This window comes from Geodermatophilus sp. SYSU D00703 (genome assembly GCF_054050155.1).
The window spans coordinates 126,846-149,743 of record NZ_JBJGYU010000005.1; the positions used below are offsets into that span (position 1 = coordinate 126,846).

Sequence of the window (22,898 nt, forward strand, 5' to 3'; positions counted from 1 at the left end):
CAGGGTGGCGGCTCAGAGTCGCTGCACCCCTGACGGGGGAGATGTCTGCGGGCGGCGGCGGTGCAGGACGACCGGCACGGGGCGCGGGCTGGCCGGGTGCGGGGCGACCAGGCCCTGATCGAGCCGGGCCTCGGTGAGCCGGCGCAGCTCCTCGTAGGCAGGCGCGCCGAGCAGGGCGGTCAGCTCGGTGGCGTAGGTCAGCACCAGGGGCTCGGCGGACACGTGGGCCGCCGGCGAGCCGGTGCACCACCAGTGCAGGTCGTGCCCGCCCGGCCCCCAGCCGCGGCGGTCGAACTCGCCGATGCTCGTGACCAGCACCTTCGTGCCGTCGGGCCGCTCGACCTCCTCCTGCTCCCGCCGGACCGGCAGCTGCCAGCAGACGTCGGGCTTGGTCAGCAGCGGGTGCAGGTCCTCGCGCAGCGCCATGCGGTGCAGCGCGCAGCCGGCGCCGCCGGGGAAGCCGGGACGGTTGAGGAACACGCACGCGCCGTGGACCAGCCGGGTGCGCAGGGCCCGCACGCCCTGCTCGTCGTCGTCGGCCGCGTCGGCCTCGGTCCACGCGCCGCGACCGACCGGGGCCAGCTGCCAGTCCTCGTCGGAGAGGTCGGCGACCGCGGCGGTGACCCGGGCCAGGTCGTCCTCGTCGGTGAAGAACGCGCCGTGGCTGCAGCAGCCGTCGTCCGGCCGGCCCTCGACCACCCCGGCGCAACCCCGGCCGAACACGCAGGTCCACGCGGAGGACAGCCACGTCAGGTCGGCACGCACGACGTGCCGCGGATCGGCCGGGTCGGGGAACTCGACCCACTCGCGGGCGAAGTCCAGGGGCACCTCGGGCGGGACGTCCTGCACCCGGCCGAGGGTAGGCGGCCGCGTCGCTCCGCACGCTCGAGGCGGGACCCGCGACGGGGCACGCGTGGTCGCCGTCACCTGACCCACACCCCCCGTGACCGGCCGGTTCCGCGGGCGACCGGCAGACTGACGCCATGCGGCTCGGGGTTCTGGACGTCGGATCGAACACCGTCCACCTGCTCGTGGTCGACGCCCACCGCGGCGGGCACCCCACACCGATGCACGACGACCGGGAGGTGCTGCGGCTCGCCGAGCACGTCGGCCCGGACGACGTCCTCTCCAAGGAGGGTGAGAAGGCGCTGGTCAAGGCCGTGCGCAAGGCGTGCGACCAGGCCGAGGAGCAGGGCTGTGAGCAGCTGCTCGCCCTGGTGACCTCCGCCATCCGCGAGGCCGTCAACGGGGTGGAGGTCCTCGAGCGGGTGCGCGACAAGACCGGCGTCGACCTCCAGGTGACCAGCGGCGAGGAGGAGGCCCGGCTGACCTTCCTCGCCGTCCGGCGGTGGTTCGGGTGGAGTGCCGGCCGGCTGCTGGTCCTCGACATCGGCGGCGGCTCGCTGGAGCTGGCCAGTGGACTGGACGAGGACCCGGACGTCGCCCTCTCGCTGCCGTTGGGCGCGGGGCGGATGACCCGCCACCACCTGCCCGAGGCCACGACCGGGGGCCGTCCCGACCTCGCGGCACTGGCGAAGCTGGACGGGCACGCCGCCGACCTCCTCCGGCCCGCGGCGAAGAAGCTGATGGCGGGCGGTCCGCCCGACCTGGTCGCGGCCACGAGCAAGACCTTCCGCACCCTCGCCCGGCTCACCGGCGCCGCGCCGTACTCGGCCGGGCTGCGGGCGCCGCGGCAGCTGACCCGCGAGGGGCTCGAGCAGCTGATCGGCTTCGTGTCGCGGATCGAGTCCTCGGCGCTGGCCGAACTGCAGGGCGTCTCCCCCGACCGTGCCCACCAGGTGCCCGCCGGCGCCGTCGTGGCGCACGCGGCGCTGCGGGCGCTGGACGTACCGTCCGTCAGGATCTGCCCGTGGGCACTGCGGGAGGGGGTCATCCTGCGGCGCCTGGACCAGTTGGGGGACGAGCGATGACCACCCCGAGGGACCGCCGGGACCCGGAGACCGCCGGCCGGCCGCTGGCCGACATCCTGCGGGAGGCCGGCCTCGACTCGCCGCGGGGCCGGCGGCGCCGGGGGGACGAGGAGCCCGACACCGCCGTCCGGCAGCGCGGCAGCGGAGGCGACCCCGGAGCGGACACCGGCGTCCGGCGGCGCGCGGCCGACGCCCGCACCGGGGACACCGGCCGGGTGGGGGAGCGCCGGCCCTCCGGCCGCCGGGCGGGCGACCGCACCGGCGACCCGGCGCCGCCGTCCCCCCAGCCCGACCGCCGGAGCCCGCGGGACGGGGGCCCCTCCACCGCCGCGATCCCCGGGCTGCGGCCCTCCCGCAAGCCCGGGGTGCCGGGGACGACGACGTCCCCGGCGGCGCGGTCCGGCGCCACGTCGGCCCGCAGCACGGGGCCGTCGACGGGGCCCTCGACCGGCCCGATCCCCGTCGTCCGGGCCGACGACGACGCCCCGCTGCTCGACGACGAGGCGCTCGGGCCGAAGGAGGGCGCCCTGGCCTGGCTGCGGTTCGGCGGCGAGCTCGTCGTCGCGCTCGCCGCCGGTGTCGGCATCTACTTCCTGTTCACCGTGCTGTGGGAGCTGCTGCCCTACCTGGCCGTGGTGCTGGCGCCGCTGGCCGTGGCCGCGCTCGTCGCCGGCGTGGGCGCATGGCGCCAGCGCCAGGACAAGGAGCAGGTGGGCGTGCGGCTGCTCGCCATCCTCGTCTTCGCCGGGACGCTTCTCACCATCGCGCCGGCCGCCGGCCTGCTGACCGCCGGCTGAGGTTCAGTCGTCCTCGTCGGCGTCCTCGTCGGGGCCGGCGGCGAACTGCTCGACCATGGCGGCGGTGAAGGTGTCGAGGTCGTCGGGCTTGCGGCTGGTGACCAGGTTGCCGTCGACGACGACCTCCTCGTCGACCCACTTGGCCCCGGCGTTGCGCAGGTCGGTCTGCAGGGACGGCCACGAGGTCATCCGCCGGCCGCGGACGACGTCGGCCTCGGCGAGCACCCAGGGGGCGTGGCAGATGGCGGCCACCGGCTTGTTCGCCTCGAAGAACGCCTTCACGAAGGCCACCGCGTCGGCGTCGGCGCGCACGAAGTCGCCGTTGATGACCCCGCCGGGCAGCACCAGGGCCGCGTAGTCGTCGGGGTCGGCCGCGCTGACCGTGACGTCGACGTCCTTGGTGTCGGCCTTGTCGATGTGGTCGTAGGCGGTGATCCGTCCCTCCTCCAGCGAGACCAGTTCCGGCTCGGCGCCGGCCTCCTCGAGCGCCTGCCAGGGCCGGTCGAGCTCCACCTGCTCCACGCCGTCGGTCGCGAGGACGGCCACCTTCATCCCGTCGAGTTCTCCTGCCATGCGGCCGCCGCTACCCCGGCCCCGCGGGCGGCACACGCCGCGCGCACTACGGTTCGGCTCGTGCCCGCGCAGCCGCCTCCTCCGGTGTTCACCCTGCTCGGTCGCCGCCTCGGCGCGCTGGTGGGAGCCGCCCCGACGGTCGACGTCGTGGTGCGGACGGCGGCGGAGCTGACCGCCGCCGGATCCCCCGTCGCCCTCGAGCACCTGCCCGCGCCCGGCGCCGACCCGGCCGCGGAGCTGTGCACCCTGGCCGTCCGGCTGGCCGAGGCCGCGCCGGCCGCGGCCTGCGAGCTGACCGTTCCGGTCGACCGCCTCGGGGCCGACGCGGGTGGGGTCGCGCGGGCCGCCGTCGCGGTCGGGCTCGGCGTGGCGCTGGACGGGGACCCGGCCGCCGTCGACGTCCTCGCCGCGGAGCTGCCCTCGGCCACCGTGGTGGTCCCGGCGGGCAGCCCCGGCGCCGAGGAGCGCTGCCGGGAGCACGCCGCCGGCCGGGTGCGGCTGCTCGACCAGCGCGGCGCGGCCGCCGACCTCGCCTTCGTGCGCTGCCTGAACGTGCTGATGGCCGGGCCCGGGCGGCCGGCTGTCGCCACGACCGACCCGCGGCTGGTCGCCATCGCCGGCGAGCGCGCCGCCTGGAACGAACGAGCACCCGACAGCTGGGAGTACGTCATGCCGTGGAGAGTCCGCACCGAGCAGCAGCGCCGGCTGGCAGCCGGCGGGTACGGGGTGCGGGTGGCCCTGTCGTCGGGCGATGGGGCCACGGTCGCGGCCGTGCGTCGCCTGGTGGGCCGTCCGTGAGCGGGCGCGAGGGGGCCGGCCGTTCGGGCCTGGCGATCATCGGCGGCGGGAAGATCGGCGAGGCGCTGCTGTCGGGGCTGGTCCGCCGCGGCGGCACCGACGGGATCCTCGTCTGCGAGCGGCACCCGGAGCGGGCCGCGGAGCTCGCGGAGCGGTACGGGGTCCCCGCGGTCGGGCTCGAGGAGGCGGCCGCCCGCGCCCGCGTGCTGCTGCTGGCGGTCAAGCCGCAGGACATCGGGACCCTGCTGGGCCGGCTCACCGACCTCGTCGACCCGGGGCACCTGGTCGTCTCGGTCGCCGCCGGGGTGCCGACGGCCACCATCGAGGCGGCCCTGTCCGACGGCGTCCCGGTCGTCCGGGTCATGCCGAACACCCCGGCGCTGGTGGACGAGGGGATGTCGGTGCTCTCGGCCGGTGCCCACGCGGACGACGCACACCTGGACGAGGCCGAGACGCTGCTGGCCGCCGTCGGCCGCGTCCGGCGGGTGCCGGAGTACCAGCAGGACGCCGTGACCGCCCTGTCCGGCAGCGGTCCGGCCTACTTCTTCTACCTCGTCGAGGCGATGATCGACGCCGGCATCCTGCTGGGCCTGCAGCGGGACCTGGCCGCGGACCTGATCGTCCAGACCGCCCTCGGCTCGGCGGTGATGCTGCGCGACTCCGGCGAGCACCCGGTGCAGCTCCGGGAAGCGGTCACCAGCCCCGGCGGGACGACGATCGCCGCGATCCGGGAGCTCGAGCGGCACGGCGTCCGGGCGGCGCTCATCGCGGCCATCGAGGCCGCCCACGCTCGCTCGGTCGAGCTCGGTCGGCGCGCCGAGGACCGCTGACCGTACCCCGAACGGGCGACGACATGTCGACGTTCCGTGACTGGACGGTGACGTGTCGTCTGCGACGCGCCCAGACACACATCGACATGGCTACATAGGTGTAGTTCTGCCCAGGACGGACCGGTCCGCATGTTCGTTTCTTCCATCGCTTCTGTCACGCCAGTCCCCCTACGCTCTGTATCAGCACGTGCGTGTCCCGTAGTCGGTGGGGAAGCCGACGCCCGACGCGTGCTAGGTCCGGAGATGAAGTCATGACCATGCCTCAGCGCAACGCCACCGCTGCCGCCTACGCCCGCCCGGGCGTCCCCGGCCCCCGGCCGGTCGGCCGTCCCGTTCCCGCTGCCGCCATGGCCCGGCCGATCGCGCCGGCTCACCCGGCCGCCATGCCGGTCGGCCGCCCGACCGTGCCGGCCCCGCGTTCGGCCGTCACCTTCCTGACCGTCGCCGAGGTCGCCAGCATGATGCGGGTCTCGAAGATGACCGTGTACCGCCTGGTGCACGCCGGCGAGCTCTCCGCCGTCCGCGTCGGCCGTTCGTTCCGCGTCCCGGAGCGCGCCGTCCAGGACTACCTGCGCGAGGCCTACACCGACATCGCCTGAGGAAGGACCTCCCTGCCCCCCGCCACCCGCAGGCTCGGGGCGGGACCCTGCAGGGAGGCCGTCCCGGGACGGGGCCACCGATCGCACGACGATCGGCACCCCTCCTCCGCCCCACGGGGTGACACCGCACTCCGGCCCGCTCCCGCGGCAGCGTCGCCGCGGGGGCGCCGGGTACGCTCGGTCGCCGAGCGACGCCGGGCCGGTCCGGGTGTCGCACGCGAGCTGATCACCACTCGCGCGGCGCCCGACACGACCTCCCGGTCACCGACGGACGCTGCGCGGCGACGACGTCGGGAGCACGACCATGGGTTCGGTCATCAAGAAGCGCCGCAAGCGGATGGCGAAGAAGAAGCACCGCAAGCTGCTCAAGAAGACGCGCGTCCAGCGCCGCAACAAGAAGTGAGCTGACGCTCGTGCCGCCCGCTGTCGTCCTGGTCACCGGTGTGAGCCGGTGGTTGGGGGGTGCGCTGGCGGCCGAGCTCGCTCGCGACCGCTCCATCGAGCGGGTCATCGGGGTGGACACCGTCCCCCCGTCGCCGGAGGTGCTCCGGCGTCTCGGCCGCACCGAGTTCGTGCGGGCCGACATCCGCAACCCGCTGATCGGCAAGGTCATCGCCACGGCCTCGGTCGACACGGTCGTGCACATGAACATCAGCTCCACGCCCGCCGGCAGCGGCGGCCGGGGTCCGATGAAGGAGCTCAACGTCATCGGGACGATGCAGCTCCTGGCGGCCTGCCAGCGGGCGCCCTCGGTGCGCCGGTTCGTGCTCAAGTCCAGCAGCGCCGTCTACGGCGCCTCCTCCCGCGACCCCGCCGTCTTCACCGAGGCCATGCAGGCCCGGCGGGTCCCCTCGGGCGGGTTCGCCAAGGACAGCCTCGACATCGAGGGCTACGTCCGGTCCTTCGCGCGCCGCCGTCCCGACGTGGGCGTGGCGGCGCTGCGCTTCACCAACTTCATCGGCCCGCGCATCGACTCGCTGCTGACGCACTTCCTGCGCATGCCGCTGGTCCCCACGGCGCTGGGCTACGACGCCCGGGTCCAACTGCTGCACGAGGACGACGCGCTCGCGGTGCTGACCCGTGCCACCACCGGGGACTTCGCCGGAACGGTCAACGTCGGCGGGGAGGGCACTCTGTTGCTGTCGCAGGTCATCCGCCGCCTCGGCCGGCTGCAGGTGCCCCTGCCCTCGCCGGCCCTGGGCTCGGTGGGCCGGCTCAGCCGGCGCTTCGGCTTCGTCGACTACTCGCCGGAGCAGATGCGCTTCCTCAACTTCGGCCGGGTCGTCGACACGACCGTCCTGCGCGAGGAGTTCGGGTACACCCCCCGCTACACGACAGAGCAGGCGCTCGCCGACTACGCCGCGACGGTGCACCCCGTCCTCTCCCCGGACCTCGTGCGCGGCGTGACCGACACCGCCCGGTCCCTGGTGCAGCGGGTGGGGGCGACCGCCGGGTCGGTCGGTCAGCGGCTGCGGCCGGCTCCCGCGGCCCCCGACCTGCGGGCGGTGCACGATGCCTGAGGCCCGCGTGATCCCGCTGCGACCCGAGGACGACGAGCCGCGGGTCCACCGGACGACGTCCCCCTCGTGGGAGGAGCAGGTCGCCGGCGGGCTGGAGTTCCTGCGGCGCCGGATGACCGGCGACTACGGCACCGACGAGTTCGGCTTCGACCCCGACCTCACCGACCACGTGCTGCTCCCGCTGCTGCGGCCGCTGTTCAACCGCTGGTTCCGGGTGGAGACCCACGGCGCGGAGAACGTCCCGTCCACCGGCGGGGCGCTGGTAGTGGCGAACCACTCGGGCACGCTCCCGGTCGACGCGCTGATGACGACGGTGGCGCTGCACGACGACCACCCGGCCCGGCGGCGGCTGCGCCTGCTCGGCGCGGACCTGGTCTTCGACCTGCCGGTCGTCGGGTCGCTGTCGCGGAAGATGGGCTCGACCCTGGCCTGCAACGAGGACGCCGAGCGGCTGCTGACCGAGGGCGAGCTGGTCGGTGTCTTCCCCGAGGGCTTCAAGGGCATCGGCAAGCCGTTCCGCGAGCGGTACACCCTGCAGCGGTTCGGTCGGGGCGGTTTCGTCACGGCGGCACTGCGCACCGGTGTGCCGATCGTCCCGTGCGCGATCGTCGGGGCAGAGGAGATCTACCCGATGATCGGCAACGCGAAGACCCTCGCGCGGCTGTTCGGGCTCCCGTACTTCCCGATCACGCCGACGTTCCCGGCGCTCGGCCCGCTCGGGCTCCTGCCGCTGCCGTCGAAGTGGCACATCGCCTTCGGGGAGCCGATCGAGACGGCGTCCTACGGCCCGGGCGCGGCCGAGGACCCGATGCTGGTGTTCAACCTGACCGACCAGGTGCGCGAGACCATCCAGCAGTCGCTCTACCAGCTCCTGCTGCAGCGCAAGTCCGTCTTCGGCTGAGTCGTCCGTCGGCCTGCCGGCCGGCACCGCGACCCGGTGCCGTCCCTCGGTGCCGCTGAGCCGCTGCTCGTGTCCCGGTCGGGGAGCCTCCGGCCGCCGCGACCGGTGCACCGCGCAGTTGCGCTGCGGCCCCGCTCACCAGGGGAACTTGTTGCGACGGCGGAGGGCGAGCGCGCCACCGACGAGGCCGCCGGAGGCCGCGGCGGCGGCCACGGTGGGGACGCCGATCTTCACCGCCTTGCGACCGGTGCGGAAGTCGCGGATCTCCCACCCGCGGGAGCGGGCCACCGCGCGCAGCTCGGTGTCGGGGTTCACCGCCACCGCAGTGCCGGTGAGGGTCAGCATCGGCAGGTCGTTGGAGCTGTCGCTGTAGGCCGTGCACCGGGGGAGGTCCAGCCCCTCCCGCTCGGCCAGCGCGCGGACCGCCTCGGCCTTGGCCTCGCCGTGCATGAGCTCCCCGACCAACCGGCCCGTGTAGTGGCCGTCGACGACCTCCGCGACCGTGCCCAGCGCGCCGGTGAGCCCCAGCCGGTGGGCGATGATGCTCGCCAGCTCCACCGGCGTCGCGGTGACCAGCCAGACCCGCTGGCCGGCGTCGAGGTGCTTCTGCGCGAGCACCCGCGTGCCGGCCCAGATCCGGTCGGCCATGAGCTCGTCGTAGATCTCCTCGCCGGCCTGCACGATCTCGGCGACCGGCCGCCCGGCGACGAAGGCCAGCGCGTTCTCGCGGATCGTGTGCATGTCGTCGGCGCTCTCGTTGCCGGCGATCCGGAACTTCGCCTGCTGCCACACGAACCGGGTCAGGTCGCGGCTGGTGAAGTACTTGCGGGCGGCCAGGCCGCGGGCGAACCAGAACAGCGAGGCGCCCATCATCATCGTGTTGTCGACGTCGAAGAACGCCGCGGCCTCGAGGTCCGGGACGACGGCCGGTGCGGGTTCGACGTCCGCGGCGGCGGCCGACGCGGCACCGGCGACGTGCGCCCGCGTCTCCTCGTCCGGCAGTTCCGCCGCCTCCCGTGCACGGCGGCTGCGGAAGGGCAGTCCCGGCACTCGACCTCCCCTGTCCGGCCCCACGAGCCTGCGCGGCTGGGGCGGTTGGCCCGTCCCTGGACCCTAGTGGCGTCCGCGGCGGGGACCGACGCGGGCTCAGCAGACCAGCGGCCGGATGCAGATGGGCAGCGGCGTGTCGATCAGGGGCGGACGGGTGGGCGACGGGGACGTCGTCGGCGTCTCGGGCTCGCCCCCGACCGGCGGCAGCGGGATCGGCAGGGACGGGACCGAGGGCCGCTGCGGAGCCGGCGTCCGCGGCGGGGTGCTGCGCGCCGGTTCGCTGCTCCGGCCCGCGTTCCCGCCGCTCCTCCCGGGGTTCCCCGTGCTCCCGGGCGGGGCCTCCTGCGCCGGCGGTGCGCTCGGGGCGGGCGTCGCCGACGGGACCGTGCCGGCGTCGCGGTCGGGCGACTCGCCGGCCCGGGTGCCGGGCGCGGGCTGCCCGGCGTCCGGCGCGGGAGCGGACGGGGCCGGTGCGGGGACCTCGGCCGGGCACGGGACCGGCACCGGACCCAGCGGATCGGTGCCGTCGGTGGCCGGTCCGCCCGGGCAGGCGAGCGCCGCGCGCAGGTCCTCGACCCGCGCGCCCACGTCGGCGAGCAGGTCCGACGACTCGCGGACGTCGGTCGCGGCACCGGCGGGCACCCCCGCCTCCAGCGCGGCCAGGCCGGTGGCCTGCCGCGCGGCCCAGTCGGCCAGCTCGTCGAGCGGGGCGGCGGTCCGGGCGGCCACGGCACGGGTGGTGAGCAGGGCGGCGCCCTCGGCGGTCTGCGCGTCCATCGTGTCGAGCAGGTCGACGACGACGTCCGTCGGGCCGGCGCCCGGCAGCTCCTCGAGCTCGGCGAGCCGGGTGGCGGCGAACTGCAGCAGGGTGAGGCCACGGTCGTCGCCGGCCAGCGCGAGCTGGGTCTGCTCGGTGCCGCGCTTGAGCCCGTACAGCACGTCGCCGGGGCCGGAGTCGGTGGCCACCGCCACGAGCGTGCCGAGCGCCGTCACGGTCAGCGCCGCCCCCGCCAGACCGGCGGTCAGCCGGGTGCGCCACGGCCGGGCGACGGCGTCGTCTGCCCGGGCGGCCAGCAGCCGCCGTGGGCGCGTGCGGGAAGCCGGCTCGGGGGTGCGGACGGCGGCCATGGCCACCAGCCGCTCGCGGGTCGCGGCGCGGAAGGCGGGGTCGGGCCCGTCGTCCAGGGCGGTGGCCAGGGCCTGCAGCCGCCCGACGACGGAGTCCTCCGGCTCCCGGACGGCGGCGCGACGCGACCGCGTGGGCGCGGGTCCGTCGGGGGTGCTCACCGAGGGCCTCCGGAGGGTCGGGCGGGAGTGCCGGGGTGCCGGCCGGTGCGGCGCGCCCGGTTGTCCAACGACGCGACGGGTGCGGCCGATACGGCGTGCGGGCGGACGACTCCTGTGGTGCTCACCGCAGCCCCTCCGGCAACAGCGCGGCCAGCCGACGGACGGCGCGGTGCTGGAGGGCCTTGATGGCGCCCTCCTTCTTGCCCATGACCGCCGCGGTCTCCGACACCGACAGCCCCTGCAGGAAGCGCAGCGAGATGCACTCCTGCTGCTCCCCGCCGAGCTGGCGGATGCAGGCGAGCAGCTGCTCGTTGGTCAGCTGCTGCACGACCGCGTCCTCCGGGCCGTCGGTGACGCGGTCGGCGTCGCGCATGTCGGCGGTGGTGACCTCCAGCCGGAACCGGCTGCTCTTCACGTGGTCCAGGACGATGTTGCGGGCGATCGTCACGAGCCAGGCGCCGACGTCGCGGCCCTGGAAGGACAGCGAGTCGATCCGGCGCAGCGCGCGCACGAACGTCTCGCTGGTGAAGTCCTCGGCCAGCGCGCGATCGCCCACCCGGTGGAGGAGGTAGCGGTGGACCGGCGTCACGTAGTGGTCGTAGAGCCGGCCGAACGCCTCGGCGTCGCCCTCCTGGGCCTGCCGGACCAGCGCCCAGACGTCGACCGCGGGCGGCGCACCGGTGCCCCCCAGCTTGGCGAGCTCCTCGGCGACCTCGGCCTCGTCCCCGGCGACCGCGTCCGGTGCCGGGGGGAGCGGGTCGGCGGCCGAGCGCGGATGCGGGGTGGGGCGAGGTGGCCCGGACCGCCCGGCGCCGACGACCGCGGGGCGCTCGTCCACGCGGCGCGACCGGGGCATGCGGGCGTCGGTCCTCCTCGTCGGCCCGCCGGAGCGTCGTCGGCTCCATCCGGGGGTGCCGGACCGGGCCGGCCGGTCGCGCAGTGCTGCGGGGCTGAGCCCATGGTGACAACATCGTCGCAGCCCGTCCACGCCACCCGGGAGAAGCGCCCGACGGAGGAGACGGAGGAGGTGCGCGTGACCGGAGAGACCGATGCGGGCTCGTCCCTGGCCGCGCTCGTGCGCGCCGCCGCCGGCGCGCGGCCGCAGGCCCCGGCGGTGGCCGCGGGGGACGAGCGGCTGACCTGGGGGGAGCTGGACGCGCAGGTCGACCGGGCGGCCGCGGGCTACGCCGCCCGGGGCCTGCGGCCGGGGGAGCGGGTCGCCGTCCAGCTGCCCAACGGCGCCGACTGGCTGCGGGCGAGCCTCGGCGCCCTGCGGGCCGGGCTCGTCGTCGTCCCGGTGAACACCGGCTACACCGACCCGGAGCTCGAGTACGTGCTGCGCGACTCCGGCGCCGCGCTGCTCGTCGCCGCCGGCGGACGGGTGCCGGTGGCCGGCGTGCCGGTCGCGGCCGGTCCGCCGGCCGACGACGCGCACCCGCCCGAGGTGGCGGAGGACGTCGCCGCGCCGTCCTTCCTCGTCTACACCAGCGGCACCACCGGCCGGCCGCGCGGGGCGGTCCTCAGCGCCGCCGCGCTGCGCGCCAACCAGCGGCAGTGCCTGGCGATGGACCCCGCGCCCGTCCGGCCCGACGACCGCGTGCTCTGTCTGCTGCCGCTGTTCCACGTCTACGGGCTCAACGCCGGCTTCGGCCTGGTCGCGGCGACCGGCGCCTGCGCGGTGCTCCTGGAGCGCTTCGACCCGGCGGAGTCCCTGGCCGTGATGGCCCGCGAGGAGGTCACGGCCGTCCCCGGCGCGCCGCCGGTGTACCAGGCGTGGCTGGCGGCCGCCGACGCCGCGGGTTCCGACGCCGGCCTGCGCCGGGCCTTCGCCGCCGTCCGGGTGGCCTCCTCCGGTGCCGCACCCCTGCCGGCGGAGGTGTGGACGGCGATGCGCGAGCGGGCCGCGGTGACCGTCTGGGAGGGCTACGGCCTGACCGAGGCGTGCCCGGTGGTGACCAGCACGCTGGCCACCGGGCGGGCGAAGCCGGCCTGCATCGGCGGGCCGCTGCCGGGGGTGGAGCTGCAGCTGCGTGACACCGCCCTGCACGAGCCGGAGGAGGCGGGGGACGGTCCGGGCGAGATCTGGGTGCGCGGGCCCAACCTGTTCTCCGGCTACTGGCCCGACGGCGCCGACGGCCCGGACGCCGAGGGCTGGCTGGCCACCGGTGACCTCGCCTACGCCGACGAGGACGGCGACCTGCACCTGGTCGACCGGCGCAGCGACCTGGTCCTGGTCAGCGGCTTCACCGTCTACCCCGCGGAGGTGGAGCGGGTGCTCGACACCCACCCCGCCGTCGCGGAGAGCGCGGTGATCGGCGTCCCCGACCCCCGCACCGGGAACGCGGTGCGGGCGGTGGTGGCGCTGCGGCCGGGCCGGGAGGTCACCCTCGACGAGCTGCGCGACCACGCCGCGGCGTCCCTGGCGCGGTACAAGGTGCCGACGTCGGTGCACGTGCTCGCGGCCCTGCCGCACTCGCTGACCGGGAAGGTCAGCCGGGCGCGGCTGCGCGAGCTCGGTCTGACGCGGCCGGGCGACGCCGGTGTGGAGCCGGCCGGGACGGGAGGCGATCGGTGAGCCAGACGCGGCTGCAGCTGCTCAGCCGGCAGGGCTGTCACCTGTGCGAGGACGCGGCGACCACCCTGGCGCAGATCGCCGCCGAGGCGGGCCTGACGACCACGTCGGTCGACGTGGACGCCGACCCGGACCTGCAGGCGGAGTACGGCGACCGGGTGCCGGTGGTCCTCCTCGACGGGCGCGAGCACTCCTACTTCGCGGTCGACGTGCCGCGGCTGCGGCGGGACCTCGGGCTGCCCTGATGAGGGGGTCCTTGCTATGGTCTCCACCACAGCAGGCCCCGTCCGCGCTGGAGTGAGGCCGATCCGGCCCCCAGCGACTTTGTTCCTGCGTTCACAAGCGGTTACCGTGGCTGACGCCGGGCCGCAATCGGACCGGTTCCCGATGTCGTTCGACCGCATCCGGCACCCGCCGGACGTACGGGTGCGACCGCTGTGGAGTAGACCCGTGCCCCAACCGCGGCCCCGGATCCCGGAGGCCACCGTCGCCCGCCTGGCCGTGTACCTGCGGGTCCTCACCGGCCTGGCCGACGGCGGTCGCAGCACCGTCTCCTCCGGCGTGCTGGCCTCCGCGGCCGGCGTGAACCCCGCGGGGCTGCGCAAGGACCTCTCCCACCTCGGCCCCTGCGGCGTGCGGGGGGTCGGGTACGACGTGGCCACCCTGCGCGACCGCATCGCCGCAGTGCTCGGCGTCGAGCGCTCCCGCGCCTGCGTCCTGGTCGGGATCGGCAACCTGGGCACCGCGCTGGCCGACTACGCCGGCTTCGGCAGCCGCGGGTTCCGCTTCGTGGGCCTGTTCGACGCCGCCCCGGCCCGGGTGGGGCAGTGGATCGGCGGTCAGCCGGTCCGCCCCATGGCCGAGCTCGACGAGGTGGTCGCCACGACGGCGGCCACGATCGGGGTCATCGCGACACCGGCCGAGGTCGCCCAGTCCGTCTGCGACCGGCTGACCGCGGCCGGGGTGAGGAGCATCTTGAACTTCGCACCGGTGGCGCTGGCCGCGCCCGCGGGGGTCGACGTCCGCCAGGTCGACCTCTCCGTCGAGCTGCAGGTCCTCGCCTTCCTCGGTCAGCAGCGTGGTGCCGCCGCGCCGGCGGTGGAGGTGATCGCATGAGTCTGCTGGCGGTCGGCGTCAGCCACCAGACGGCCCCCGTCGCGCTGTTGGAGCAGTTCGCCATGGGCCACGACGACACGGTCAAGGCGCTGCACGAGCTGCTGGGCAGCGACCACGTCAGCGAGGCGATCGTGCTGGCGACCTGCAACCGGGTCGAGGTCTTCGCCGAGGTGGAGCGCTTCCACGGCGGCGTCGCCGACGTCAGCCGGGTGCTCGCCCGGCAGGCCGGCGCCACGGTCGAGGAGCTCTCGCCGTACGTGACGGTCCACTACGAGGACCAGGCGGTCACCCACCTGTTCACCGTGGCCGCGGGCCTGGACTCGATGGTCGTCGGCGAGACCCAGGTGCTCGGGCAGCTCCGCAACGCCTACGCCCTCGCCCGCGAGCAGGACGCCGTCGGCCGAGCGCTGCACCCGGTCGCCCAGCGGGCGCTGCGCGTCGGCAAGCGGGTCCACTCCGAGACCGGCATCGACAAGGCCGGCGCCTCACTGGTGTCGGTCTCCCTCGACCGCGCCGAGGCCCGCATCGGCTCGCTGGAGGGCCGCCCGGTGCTCGTCGTCGGGGCGGGCTCGATGGGGGCGCTGGCCGCGACCACGCTGGCCCGCCGCGGCGCCGCGGTCACCGTCAGCAGCCGCACGCCGGCGCACGCCGAGCGGCTCGCCGTGGCCGTCGAGGGCCGCGCCGCCGACCTCTCCCGGCTGCCCGAGGAGGTCGCCGCGGCCGACGTGCTGGTCACCTGCACCGGCGCGCGCGGCCTGGTCATCGGCACCGAGCTGGTGGCCGCCGCGATGGCCGACCGCGTGCACCGCCCGCTGGTGGTCATCGACCTCGCCCTGCCGCGGGACGTCGACCCCCGCGTCGCCGCCGTGCCGGGCGTGCACGTCGTCGACCTGGCCCTCCTGCAGGGCGAGCGGACCGTCGCGGGCACCGCGGGGGCCGGCGCGGTGGCCGCCGACGACGTCGCCGCGGCGCACACCCTCATCGAGGCCGAGACGGCGCTGCTGCGCGCCGAGCGCCAGGCCGCCGCGGTGGCCCCGACGGTGTCCGCGCTGCGCAGCCAGGCCGCCGAGGTCGTCGACGCCGAGCTGCTGCGACTGTCCACCCGGCTGCCCGACCTCGACGCCCGCGCCCGCAACGAGGTCGCCCGCACCGTGCGCCGCGTGGTGGACAAGCTGCTGCACGAGCCGACGGTGCGGGTCAAGGAGCTGGCCAGCGCCCCGGGCGGCGTGGACTACGCCGACGCGCTACGGGCCCTGTTCGGCCTCGGCATCGACGCCGAGCTGGCCCCGGAGCGGGCCAACCTCGCCGAGGCGGTCACCGTCGACCCCGACGAGCTGCGGCAGGGCGGTGGCCACGGGTGACCACCACCACGAGCACCCTGCGGCTGGGCACACGGGCCAGCCGGCTGGCCACCACGCAGTCCCAGGCGGTCGCCGACGCGATCACCGCGGCCAGCGGCGTCCCCGTGGAGCTGGTGCACATCAGCACCGAGGGCGACCGCTCCTCGGCGGCGATCGCCCAGCTGGGCGGCACCGGCGTGTTCGTCGCGGCGATCCGCCAGGCGCTCCTGGAGGGCGCCGTCGACGTCGCCGTCCACAGCTACAAGGACCTGCCCACGCTGCCCGAGCCCGGCCTGGCCGTGGCCGCCGTCCCGCCCCGGGAGGACCCGCGCGACGCGCTGGTCGCCCGCGACGGGCTGACCCTCGGCGAGCTCCCGCCCGGCTCGCGGGTGGGAACCGGCGCCCCGCGCCGGGTCGCGCAGCTGCGCGCGCTCGGCCTGGGCCTGGAGGTCGTGCCGATCCGCGGCAACGTGGACACCCGCATGGGCCGGGTGGGTGGGCTGGATCCCGACGCAGACCTGGACGCGGTCGTCCTGGCTCGCGCCGGCCTGACCCGGCTGGGCCGGCTGGACGCCGTCACCGAGACCCTCGACCCGCTGCAGGTGCTCCCCGCGCCGGCGCAGGGTGCGCTGGCGGTGGAGTGCCGGGCCGACGACGTCCGCACCCGCGAGCTGCTCGCCGCCCTCGACGACCCGGCCACCCGGGCCTGCGTGGTCGCCGAGCGCACCACCCTCGCCGCGCTCGAGGCCGGCTGCAGTGCGCCGGTCGCCGCCTACGCGGAGCTGGCCGAGGGCGAGGACGGCCCCGAGCTGTTCCTCCGCGCCTCGGTGACCGCGCTGGACGGCAGCGACGGCGTCCGCGGCTCGATCACCGGGCCGCCGGCCGACGCCGAGCGGCTCGGCCGCGGGCTCGCCGCCGAGCTGCTCGAGCGCGGCGCGGCCGCGCTGATGGCGGCCCCCCGATGAGCCACACCCCCCTGGCCGGGCAGCACACCCCGGCCCCCCGAACCCCCGCACACCAGCCCTCACGGGCCAGGAACAGGAGCACGCGATGACGCGCTTCCGCAAGCAGAACGGCGGGACGGCCGGCACGGTCGTCTTCGTCGGCGCCGGCCCGGGCGACCCCGGGATGCTGACCGCCCGGGCCACCGCGGCGCTCGCCGAGGCCGACACCGTCCTCGTCGACCCCGGGGTCCCGCAGGTCCTCCAGGACGCCGTCCGCGAGCAGCGCCCCGAGCTGGAGCTGAGCACCGTCACCGGTGAGCCGGCCGAGGTCGCCAAGACCGCCGTCACCACGGCGAAGAACGGCAGCACCGTCGTCCGCCTCGTCGCCGGTGACCCGTTCACCTCCGACGCCGCGATCAAGGAGGTGCTGGCCGTGGGCCGCACCTCGGTCGGCTTCGACGTCGTTCCCGGCGTCGCGCCCGCCACCGCCGTCCCGGCGTTCGCCGGCGTCGCCGTCGGCAGCACCGCGGTCACCGCCGACCTGCGCGGCGGCGAGGCCGACCTGGCCGCGCTCGCGGCCGCGGCCAAGGGCCTGGACGCCCCGCTGGTCCTGCAGGGCAACGCCGAGGACCTCCCCGACGCCGCGGCGCGGCTGGTCGAGGGCGGGCTGGCCGGCAGCACCCCCGTCGTGGTGACGACCGGCGGGTCGGGCACCGGCCAGAAGAGCGTCGTCGCCAAGCTCACCGCCGTGGCGGAGAAGACCGCCGGGCTGGACGCCGTCACCGGGCCGGTCGTGGCCACCGTCGGGTCGGCCGTCGACAAGCGCGGCAAGCTGTCCTGGTGGGAGAGCCGGCCGCTGTTCGGCTGGCGGGTGCTCGTGCCGCGCACCAAGGACCAGGCCGGCGAGATGAGCGACCGGCTGCGCGCCTACGGGGCCGTGCCCGTCGAGGTGCCGACGATCGCAGTCGAGCCGCCGCGCAGCCCCGCGCAGATGGACCGCGCGATCAAGGGCCTGGTCACCGGCCGCTACGGGTGGATCGTGTTCACCTCGGTCAACGCGGTGAAGGCCGTGCGCGAGAAGTTCGTCGAGCTGGGCCTGGACGCGCGGGCCTTCGCCGGCGTCAAGGTTGCCTGCGTCGGCGAGCAGACCGCCGAGGCGGTGCGGGCCTTCGGCATCGCGCCGGAGCTCGTGCCCACCGGTGAGCAGTCCAGCCAGGGTCTGCTGGCCGACTTCCCCGAGTACGACGACGTGCTCGACCCGATCAACCGGGTGCTGCTGCCGCGCGCCGACATCGCCACCGAGACCCTCGCCGCGGGACTCAAGGAGCGCGGCTGGGAGATCGACGACGTCACCGCCTACCGGACCGTCCGGGCCGCGCCGCCGCCCGCGCCGGTGCGCGAGGCGATCAAGGGCGGCGGCTTCGACGCGGTGTGCTTCACCTCGTCGAGCACCGTGCGCAACCTGGTCGGTATCGCCGGCAAGCCGCACGCGAAGACCGTCGTCGCGGTGATCGGCCCGCAGACGGCCGCGACCGCGCAGGAGTTCGGCCTGCGGGTCGACGTCCAGCCCGAGACCGCCGCCGTCGCGCCGCTGATCGACGCCCTGGCCGAGTTCGCCGCGGCCCGCCGCGCCGAGGAGGAAGGCGAGGGCAGGTGAGCGAGCTCGCGAGCTCACCGATGGACGCAGCAGCGCCGCGAACGCGGCCGACGAGCGCCAGCGAGGAGGGCAAGTGAGCGGGGGCGCGACTCCCGGGTTCGCGCGCGGGCGCCGGCTGCGGTCGACGCCCGCGCTGCGCCGGCTCACCGCCCAGACGCGGCTGGCCCCGGCGGACTTCGTGCTGCCGGTGTTCGTCAAGCAGGGCATCGGCGAGCCGGTGCCGATCTCCTCGATGCCCGGCGTCGTCCAGCACACGCTGGACTCGCTGCGCAAGGCCGCGCACGAGGCGGCCGACGCGGGCATCTCCGGGCTGATGCTCTTCGGCATCCCCTCGGACAAGGACCCGGTCGGCTCGCAGGCCGACGCCGCCGACGGGATCGTCAACGTCGCCCTGCAGCAGCTGCGCGCCGACCTCGGCGACGAGCTGGTGCTCATGGCCGACCTGTGCCTGTGCGAGTACACCGACCACGGGCACTGCGGCGTCGTGACACCGGCCGGCGTGGTCGACAACGACCCGACGCTGGACCGCTACGCCGCGGTGGCGGTCGCCCAGGCGCAGGCCGGGGCCCACCTCGTGGCGCCCAGCGGGATGATGGACGGCCAGGTCGCGGCGATCCGCGCGGGTCTGGACGGCGCCGGCCACACCGAGACGCCGATCCTCGCCTACGCCGCCAAGTACGCCTCGGGCTTCTACGGCCCGTTCCGCGAGGCCGCCGAGGGGGCGCCGCAGTTCGGCGACCGCTCGACCTACCAGATGGACCCGCCCAACGCCGACGAGGCGCTGCGCGAGGTCGCGCAGGACCTCGCCGAGGGCGCGGACGCGGTCATGGTCAAGCCGGCGCTGCCCTACCTGGATGTCGTCGCCCGGGTCGCCGACGCCGTCGACGTCCCCGTCAGCGCGTACCAGGTCAGCGGCGAGTACGCGATGGTCGAGGCGGCCGCGGCCAATGGCTGGGTGGACCGGCAGCGGGCGGTCCTCGAGACGCTCACCGCCATCCGCCGGGCCGGCGCCGGCACCGTGCTGACCTACTGGGCGGTGGAGGCCGCCCGCTGGCTGCGCTGATGTCGTACGTCGAGCCCGGGGGCTCCGGACGGCCGTTCCGGCTGGTCGCCGGGGCCCTCGGGCTCCTCGTCGTCCTGGAGCTGTTGCCGGTCGGGCCGTCCGTCCTCCACGCGCCGGGCTGGGCGGTCGCGGGCGGGGTGCTGGCCGCGCTCGGCGGCCACACGCTGCTGGCCCGCCGCGCCTGGACGGTGCAGGTGGACGACGAGGCGCTCACGGTCGGCCGGGAGCGGGTGCTCCTCGCCGACGTCGATCCCGCCCACCAGCGCGCGGTGACCGACGGGACCGCCGGGGTGGACGCCGGTGCCGCGGTGCTCGGCGGCACGGGATCGCTGCCGCGCGGGCGGGCGGGGCTGCCGCTGCGGCTCACCGACGGCCGCACCGTCCTCGTGCCCACCCGCGACCCGGCCGCGCTCACCACCGCCCTGCTCGCCGCCGTCCCGGACACCCCGCACGGCTCTCCGGACAGGAAGGGGACACTGGGCTCGTGACCTCGCTGGACAGCCATCCCTACGCCTACGAGGCCCCGACGTCGGCCGGCCTGTTCGCCCGCGGGCAGCGGGTCACCCCGGGTGGGGTGAACAGCCCGGTGCGTGCGTTCCGCGCGGTCGGGGGCACCCCGCGGTTCATGGTGTCCGGCCAGGGCGCCTACCTCACCGACGCCGACGGACGCCGGTACGTGGACCTGGTCGCCTCGTGGGGGCCGCTGATCCTCGGCCACGCCCACCCCGCCGTCGTCGAGGCGGTCACGGCCACCGCCCGCCGCGGACTGACCTTCGGCGCCCCCACCGAGGGCGAGTTGGAGCTGGCCGAGGAGATCATCGCCCGGATGCCCCCGGTGCAGCGGGTGCGGCTGGTGAACTCCGGCACCGAAGCGGTGCTCTCGGCGGTCCGCCTGGCCCGCGGGGTCACCGGCCGCCCGCTCGTGGTCAAGTTCGCCGGCTGCTACCACGGCCACGTCGACGCCCTGCTCGCCGCTGCCGGCTCGGGCGTGGCCACCCTCGGCCTGCCCGACACCCCCGGGGTCACCACCGGCGCGGCCGCCGACACCGTCGTCCTGCCCTACAACGACGTCGCCGCGGTCGAGGCCGTCTTCGCCGAGCGGGGCGCGCAGATCGCCGCCGTCATCAGCGAGGCCGCGGTCGGCAACATGGGCGTCGTCCCGCCGCTGGACGGGTTCAACGCCGAGCTGCGGCGGATCACCGCCGAGCACGGCGCGCTGCTCGTCCTCGACGAGGTGATGACCGGCTTCCGGGTCTCCCGCTCCGGCTGGTACGGCCTGGACCCGGTCGACGCCGACCTGTTCACCTTCGGCAAGGTCATGGGTGGCGGCCTGCCCGCCGCCGCGTTCGGGGGCCGCGCCGATCTCATGGACCACCTCGCGCCCGCCGGGCCGGTCTACCAGGCGGGCACGCTGTCGGGGAACCCGGTGGCCGTCGCCGCCGGGCTGACCACGCTGCGGCACTGCACCGACGAGGTGTACGCCCGCTGCGACGAGGTCGCCGTGACCCTGCGCGGCGCGGCCAGCGCGGCCCTGTTCGCCTCCGGCGTCCCGCACCGGGTGCAGCAGGCCGGGTCGATGTTCTCGGTCTTCTTCGTGCCCGACGAGCGGCAGGTGCGGAACTACGACGACGCCCGCTCCCAGGACGCCGCCCGCTACACCGCCTTCTTCCACGCGATGCTGGCCCGTGGGGTCTACCTGCCGCCGTCGGCCTTCGAGGCGTGGTTCGTCAGCGCGGCCCTGGACGACGAGGCCGTGGAACGAGTGCTCGCGGCGCTGCCGGCCGCCGCCCGCGCTGCCGCGGCCGCCGACCCCGCCACCGCCCCGCCGGCCGAGGACCCCACCGAGGTGACCACCTGATGGCTCCGTCCCGGGAGCAGACGACCGTCGTCCACGTCCTGCGCCACGGCGAGGTCCACAACCCCGAGAAGGTCCTCTACGGGCGGCTGCCCGGCTACCGGCTCTCGGAGACCGGCGAGGCGATGGCGCTGGCCGCCGCCGAGTGGTTCGAGGACAAGGACGTCACCCACCTGGTGTCCAGCCCGCTCGAGCGCGCGCAGCAGACCGCCGCGCCGATCGCGAAGACGCTCGACCTGCCCGTGACGGTCGACGACCGGCTGATCGAGGCGGGCAACGCCTTCGAGGGGCTGCGGGTCGGCGTCGGCGACGGCGCGCTGCGGCAGCCGCAGCACTGGTGGAAGCTGCGCAACCCGTTCCGGCCGTCCTGGGGCGAGCCGTACGTGGAGATCGCCGCGCGGATGCTCGCCGCGGTCGAGGCCGCGCGCGACGCCGCCCGCGGCGCGGCCGCCGTGTGCGTCAGCCACCAGCTGCCGATCTGGACCCTGCGGCTGCACCTGGAGGGGCGCCGCTACGCGCACGACCCGCGCCGCCGGCAGTGCGGCCTGGCCAGCGTCACCTCGCTGACCTACGAGGGCGACCGGTTCGTGGGGCTCTCCTACGCCGAGCCGGCCGGTGCCACCGACCCCGACGCGGTCCCCGGCGCATGAGGGAGCGGCTGCTGGGGGCCCTGGCCGGGGCGCTGCTCCTTGCCGGCTGCTCCACCGGGGCGAACGCCGTCGACGTCAACAACGGCGGCGAGTTCCGGTTCGTCGCCGGCACCCCGGCCGGGGAGGTCATCCCCGAGGCCGAGCGGGCCGCCGCACCCGAGTTCTCCGGGACGCTGCTGGGCGGCGGCGAGTTCGCCTCGACCGAGCTCGCCGGGGACATCGCCGTCCTCAACTTCTGGGGCTCGTGGTGCCCGCCCTGCCGCGTGGAGACCCCGCAGTTCCAGGAGGTCTACGCCGACGTCCGCGACCGGGGGATCTCCTTCCTCGGCCTGAACGTCAAGGAGACCAGCGAGCAGTTCGCGCAGGCGTTCGTCGACAGCGAGGGCATCGAGTTCCCCTCGCTCTACGACCCGCGCGGCGAGGTGGCGCTCGCGTTCCGGGACTACCCGGCCAACGCGATCCCGTCCACGATCGTGCTCGACCGCGACGGACGCGTGGCGGCCGTCTACACCGGTGGGGTGTCGCAGGACGACCTGCGCGCGGTGCTCGACCGGCTGGCGGAGGAGGGCTGATGGGGGAGACCTTCAGTGGCCTGGTCACCGACGGCCCGCTGCTCGTCGCCGCCGCGGTGGCGGCCCTGGTCGGGCTGGTCAGCTTCGCCTCGCCGTGCGTCCTCCCGCTGGTGCCCGGCTACCTCTCCTACGTCACCGGCCTGGCCGGCACCGGAGTGCGGACGACCGCCCCGGCCCTGGCCGGCGAGGGCGCGCCGGCGACCGGCGGGACGGCGACCGCGGTGCGCCCCGACGTCGACGAGCGGTCCCCGCGTGGCCGGATGGTGCTCGGCGCGGTCCTGTTCGTGCTCGGCTTCACCGTCGTCTTCGTCGCCTTCGGCGCGGCGTTCGGCGGGCTGGGCCGCCTGCTGTTGCAGCACGCCGACGTCCTCACCCGGGTGTTCGGCGTCGTCACGATCGTCATGGGCCTGGCCTTCCTCGGCTGGCTGCCGTTCCTGCAGCGCACCGCCCGGCTCTCGGCCCGCCCGGTCGCCGGGCTCGCGGGCGCCCCGCTGCTGGGCGTCGTCTTCGGCCTCGGCTGGACGCCGTGCCTGGGCCCCACGCTCGCCGCGGTCAACTCGCTGGCGTACGTGGAGGCGACCGCCGGGCGCGGCGCCCTCCTCGGCGTCGCCTACTGCCTGGGGCTCGGGGTGCCGTTCGTCCTGGTCGCCCTCGGCGCCCGGTGGGCACTCGGTGCGACGTCGTTCCTGCGCCGGCACGCCCGCACGGTCACCAGCGCCGGCGGCGCCCTGCTGCTCGTCGTCGGCGTCCTGCTGGTCACCGGCGCGTGGACGGAGATGATGGGCTGGCTGCGGTCGTGGCTGGCGGCCACCGGCCTCGCGGAGACCTCGCTGTGACCGTGAC

25 protein-coding genes are annotated in these 22,898 nt (G+C 76.0%); 20 read left to right on the plus strand and 5 right to left on the minus strand.

What is annotated here, in order from left to right; all coding sequences use genetic code 11:
• Positions 1-12 precede the first annotated feature (12 nt).
• Entirely contained in the window at positions 13-849 is an 837-nt protein-coding gene (locus ACI782_RS08425; RefSeq protein WP_456908033.1) for a hypothetical protein, read from the minus strand.
• A 134-nt stretch (positions 850-983) separates the two neighbouring features.
• Between ACI782_RS08425 and ACI782_RS08430 the strand changes: the two genes are divergently transcribed.
• A complete protein-coding gene (locus ACI782_RS08430) occupies positions 984-1,931 on the plus strand; it encodes a Ppx/GppA phosphatase family protein (protein WP_456908035.1) in 948 nt (315 codons plus the stop codon).
• Complete coding sequence (locus tag ACI782_RS08435; protein ID WP_456908037.1) at positions 1,928-2,728, plus strand: hypothetical protein; 801 nt, start codon at positions 1,928-1,930, stop codon at positions 2,726-2,728. Before ACI782_RS08430 ends, ACI782_RS08435 begins: the two co-directional genes overlap by 4 nt.
• Before the next feature lie 3 nt (positions 2,729-2,731).
• Here the strand turns inward: ACI782_RS08435 and ACI782_RS08440 are convergent, their stop codons facing one another.
• Positions 2,732-3,301, minus strand: a complete 570-nt coding sequence (locus ACI782_RS08440) for a type 1 glutamine amidotransferase domain-containing protein (RefSeq protein WP_456908039.1) — start codon at positions 3,299-3,301, stop codon at positions 2,732-2,734.
• Between the two features lie 60 nt (positions 3,302-3,361).
• On the opposite strand from ACI782_RS08440, the gene ACI782_RS08445 reads away from it, so the two are divergent.
• The 6 genes from ACI782_RS08445 (at position 3,362) to ACI782_RS08470 (ending at position 7,949) form a co-directional block, all read left to right on the plus strand.
• Positions 3,362-4,099 carry a hypothetical protein gene (locus ACI782_RS08445; RefSeq protein WP_456908041.1) on the plus strand — a complete coding sequence of 246 codons (738 nt, stop codon included), beginning with the start codon at positions 3,362-3,364 and terminating at the stop codon, positions 4,097-4,099.
• The gene (gene proC, locus ACI782_RS08450) at positions 4,096-4,929 is read left to right on the plus strand and encodes a pyrroline-5-carboxylate reductase (RefSeq protein ID WP_456908043.1); all 834 of its coding nucleotides are present in this window, start codon (positions 4,096-4,098) and stop codon (positions 4,927-4,929) included. Before ACI782_RS08445 ends, proC begins: the two co-directional genes overlap by 4 nt.
• A gap of 251 nt (positions 4,930-5,180) precedes the next feature.
• Entirely contained in the window at positions 5,181-5,528 is a 348-nt protein-coding gene (locus ACI782_RS08455; RefSeq protein ID WP_456908045.1) for a helix-turn-helix domain-containing protein, read from the plus strand.
• Between the two features lie 304 nt (positions 5,529-5,832).
• Positions 5,833-5,931, plus strand: a complete 99-nt coding sequence (locus ACI782_RS08460; RefSeq protein WP_012854759.1) for a 30S ribosomal protein bS22 — start codon at positions 5,833-5,835, stop codon at positions 5,929-5,931.
• A 10-nt stretch (positions 5,932-5,941) separates the two neighbouring features.
• A complete protein-coding gene (locus tag ACI782_RS08465; protein ID WP_456908047.1) occupies positions 5,942-7,048 on the plus strand; it encodes an NAD-dependent epimerase/dehydratase family protein in 1,107 nt (368 codons plus the stop codon).
• Positions 7,041-7,949, plus strand: a complete 909-nt coding sequence (locus tag ACI782_RS08470; RefSeq protein ID WP_456908049.1) for a lysophospholipid acyltransferase family protein — start codon at positions 7,041-7,043, stop codon at positions 7,947-7,949. The genes ACI782_RS08465 and ACI782_RS08470 overlap by 8 nt, the downstream gene beginning before the upstream one ends.
• Before the next feature lie 135 nt (positions 7,950-8,084).
• On the opposite strand, the gene ACI782_RS08475 is transcribed toward ACI782_RS08470, so the two are convergent.
• The 3 genes from ACI782_RS08475 to ACI782_RS08485 all read right to left on the minus strand — a co-directional run bounded on the left by ACI782_RS08475 (position 8,085) and on the right by ACI782_RS08485 (position 11,142).
• The gene (locus ACI782_RS08475; protein WP_456908051.1) at positions 8,085-8,999 is read right to left on the minus strand and encodes an HAD family hydrolase; all 915 of its coding nucleotides are present in this window, start codon (positions 8,997-8,999) and stop codon (positions 8,085-8,087) included.
• Between the two features lie 96 nt (positions 9,000-9,095).
• Complete coding sequence (locus ACI782_RS08480) at positions 9,096-10,286, minus strand: DUF5667 domain-containing protein (RefSeq protein ID WP_456908053.1); 1,191 nt, start codon at positions 10,284-10,286, stop codon at positions 9,096-9,098.
• Positions 10,287-10,407: 121 nt separating this feature from the next.
• Positions 10,408-11,142: a sigma-70 family RNA polymerase sigma factor gene (locus ACI782_RS08485; RefSeq protein WP_456908055.1), complete on the minus strand. Its 735-nt coding sequence runs from the start codon at positions 11,140-11,142 to the stop codon at positions 10,408-10,410.
• Positions 11,143-11,319: 177 nt separating this feature from the next.
• Between ACI782_RS08485 and ACI782_RS08490 the strand changes: the two genes are divergently transcribed.
• From ACI782_RS08490 to ACI782_RS08545, 12 genes are all read left to right on the plus strand, one after another.
• A complete protein-coding gene (locus ACI782_RS08490; protein WP_456908057.1) occupies positions 11,320-12,861 on the plus strand; it encodes an AMP-binding protein in 1,542 nt (513 codons plus the stop codon).
• Positions 12,858-13,103 (plus strand): glutaredoxin family protein, encoded by a 246-nt coding sequence (locus ACI782_RS08495; protein ID WP_456908059.1) that lies wholly within the window; start codon positions 12,858-12,860, stop codon positions 13,101-13,103. The genes ACI782_RS08490 and ACI782_RS08495 overlap by 4 nt, the downstream gene beginning before the upstream one ends.
• A gap of 205 nt (positions 13,104-13,308) precedes the next feature.
• A complete protein-coding gene (locus ACI782_RS08500) occupies positions 13,309-13,974 on the plus strand; it encodes a redox-sensing transcriptional repressor Rex (RefSeq protein WP_456908061.1) in 666 nt (221 codons plus the stop codon).
• Positions 13,971-15,335 (plus strand): glutamyl-tRNA reductase, encoded by a 1,365-nt coding sequence (locus tag ACI782_RS08505; protein WP_456908063.1) that lies wholly within the window; start codon positions 13,971-13,973, stop codon positions 15,333-15,335. Before ACI782_RS08500 ends, ACI782_RS08505 begins: the two co-directional genes overlap by 4 nt.
• Positions 15,332-16,279, plus strand: a complete 948-nt coding sequence (gene hemC / locus ACI782_RS08510; RefSeq protein WP_456908065.1) for a hydroxymethylbilane synthase — start codon at positions 15,332-15,334, stop codon at positions 16,277-16,279. The genes ACI782_RS08505 and hemC overlap by 4 nt, the downstream gene beginning before the upstream one ends.
• A gap of 85 nt (positions 16,280-16,364) precedes the next feature.
• Entirely contained in the window at positions 16,365-17,915 is a 1,551-nt protein-coding gene (locus tag ACI782_RS08515) for a uroporphyrinogen-III synthase (RefSeq protein WP_456908067.1), read from the plus strand.
• A gap of 73 nt (positions 17,916-17,988) precedes the next feature.
• Entirely contained in the window at positions 17,989-18,978 is a 990-nt protein-coding gene (gene hemB, locus ACI782_RS08520; RefSeq protein ID WP_456908069.1) for a porphobilinogen synthase, read from the plus strand.
• Positions 18,978-19,466, plus strand: coding sequence for a hypothetical protein (locus ACI782_RS08525; protein WP_456908071.1), 489 nt, complete (start codon positions 18,978-18,980; stop codon positions 19,464-19,466). Before hemB ends, ACI782_RS08525 begins: the two co-directional genes overlap by 1 nt.
• Positions 19,463-20,836, plus strand: a complete 1,374-nt coding sequence (gene hemL / locus ACI782_RS08530) for a glutamate-1-semialdehyde 2,1-aminomutase (protein ID WP_456908073.1) — start codon at positions 19,463-19,465, stop codon at positions 20,834-20,836. The genes ACI782_RS08525 and hemL overlap by 4 nt, the downstream gene beginning before the upstream one ends.
• Entirely contained in the window at positions 20,836-21,483 is a 648-nt protein-coding gene (locus ACI782_RS08535; RefSeq protein WP_456908075.1) for a histidine phosphatase family protein, read from the plus strand. Before hemL ends, ACI782_RS08535 begins: the two co-directional genes overlap by 1 nt.
• On the plus strand, positions 21,480-22,055 hold the full coding sequence (locus tag ACI782_RS08540) for a TlpA family protein disulfide reductase (protein WP_456908077.1): 576 nt from the start codon (positions 21,480-21,482) through the stop codon (positions 22,053-22,055). The genes ACI782_RS08535 and ACI782_RS08540 overlap by 4 nt, the downstream gene beginning before the upstream one ends.
• On the plus strand, positions 22,055-22,891 hold the full coding sequence (locus ACI782_RS08545) for a cytochrome c biogenesis CcdA family protein (protein ID WP_456908079.1): 837 nt from the start codon (positions 22,055-22,057) through the stop codon (positions 22,889-22,891). Before ACI782_RS08540 ends, ACI782_RS08545 begins: the two co-directional genes overlap by 1 nt.
• The last annotated feature ends 7 nt before the right edge of the window (positions 22,892-22,898 follow it).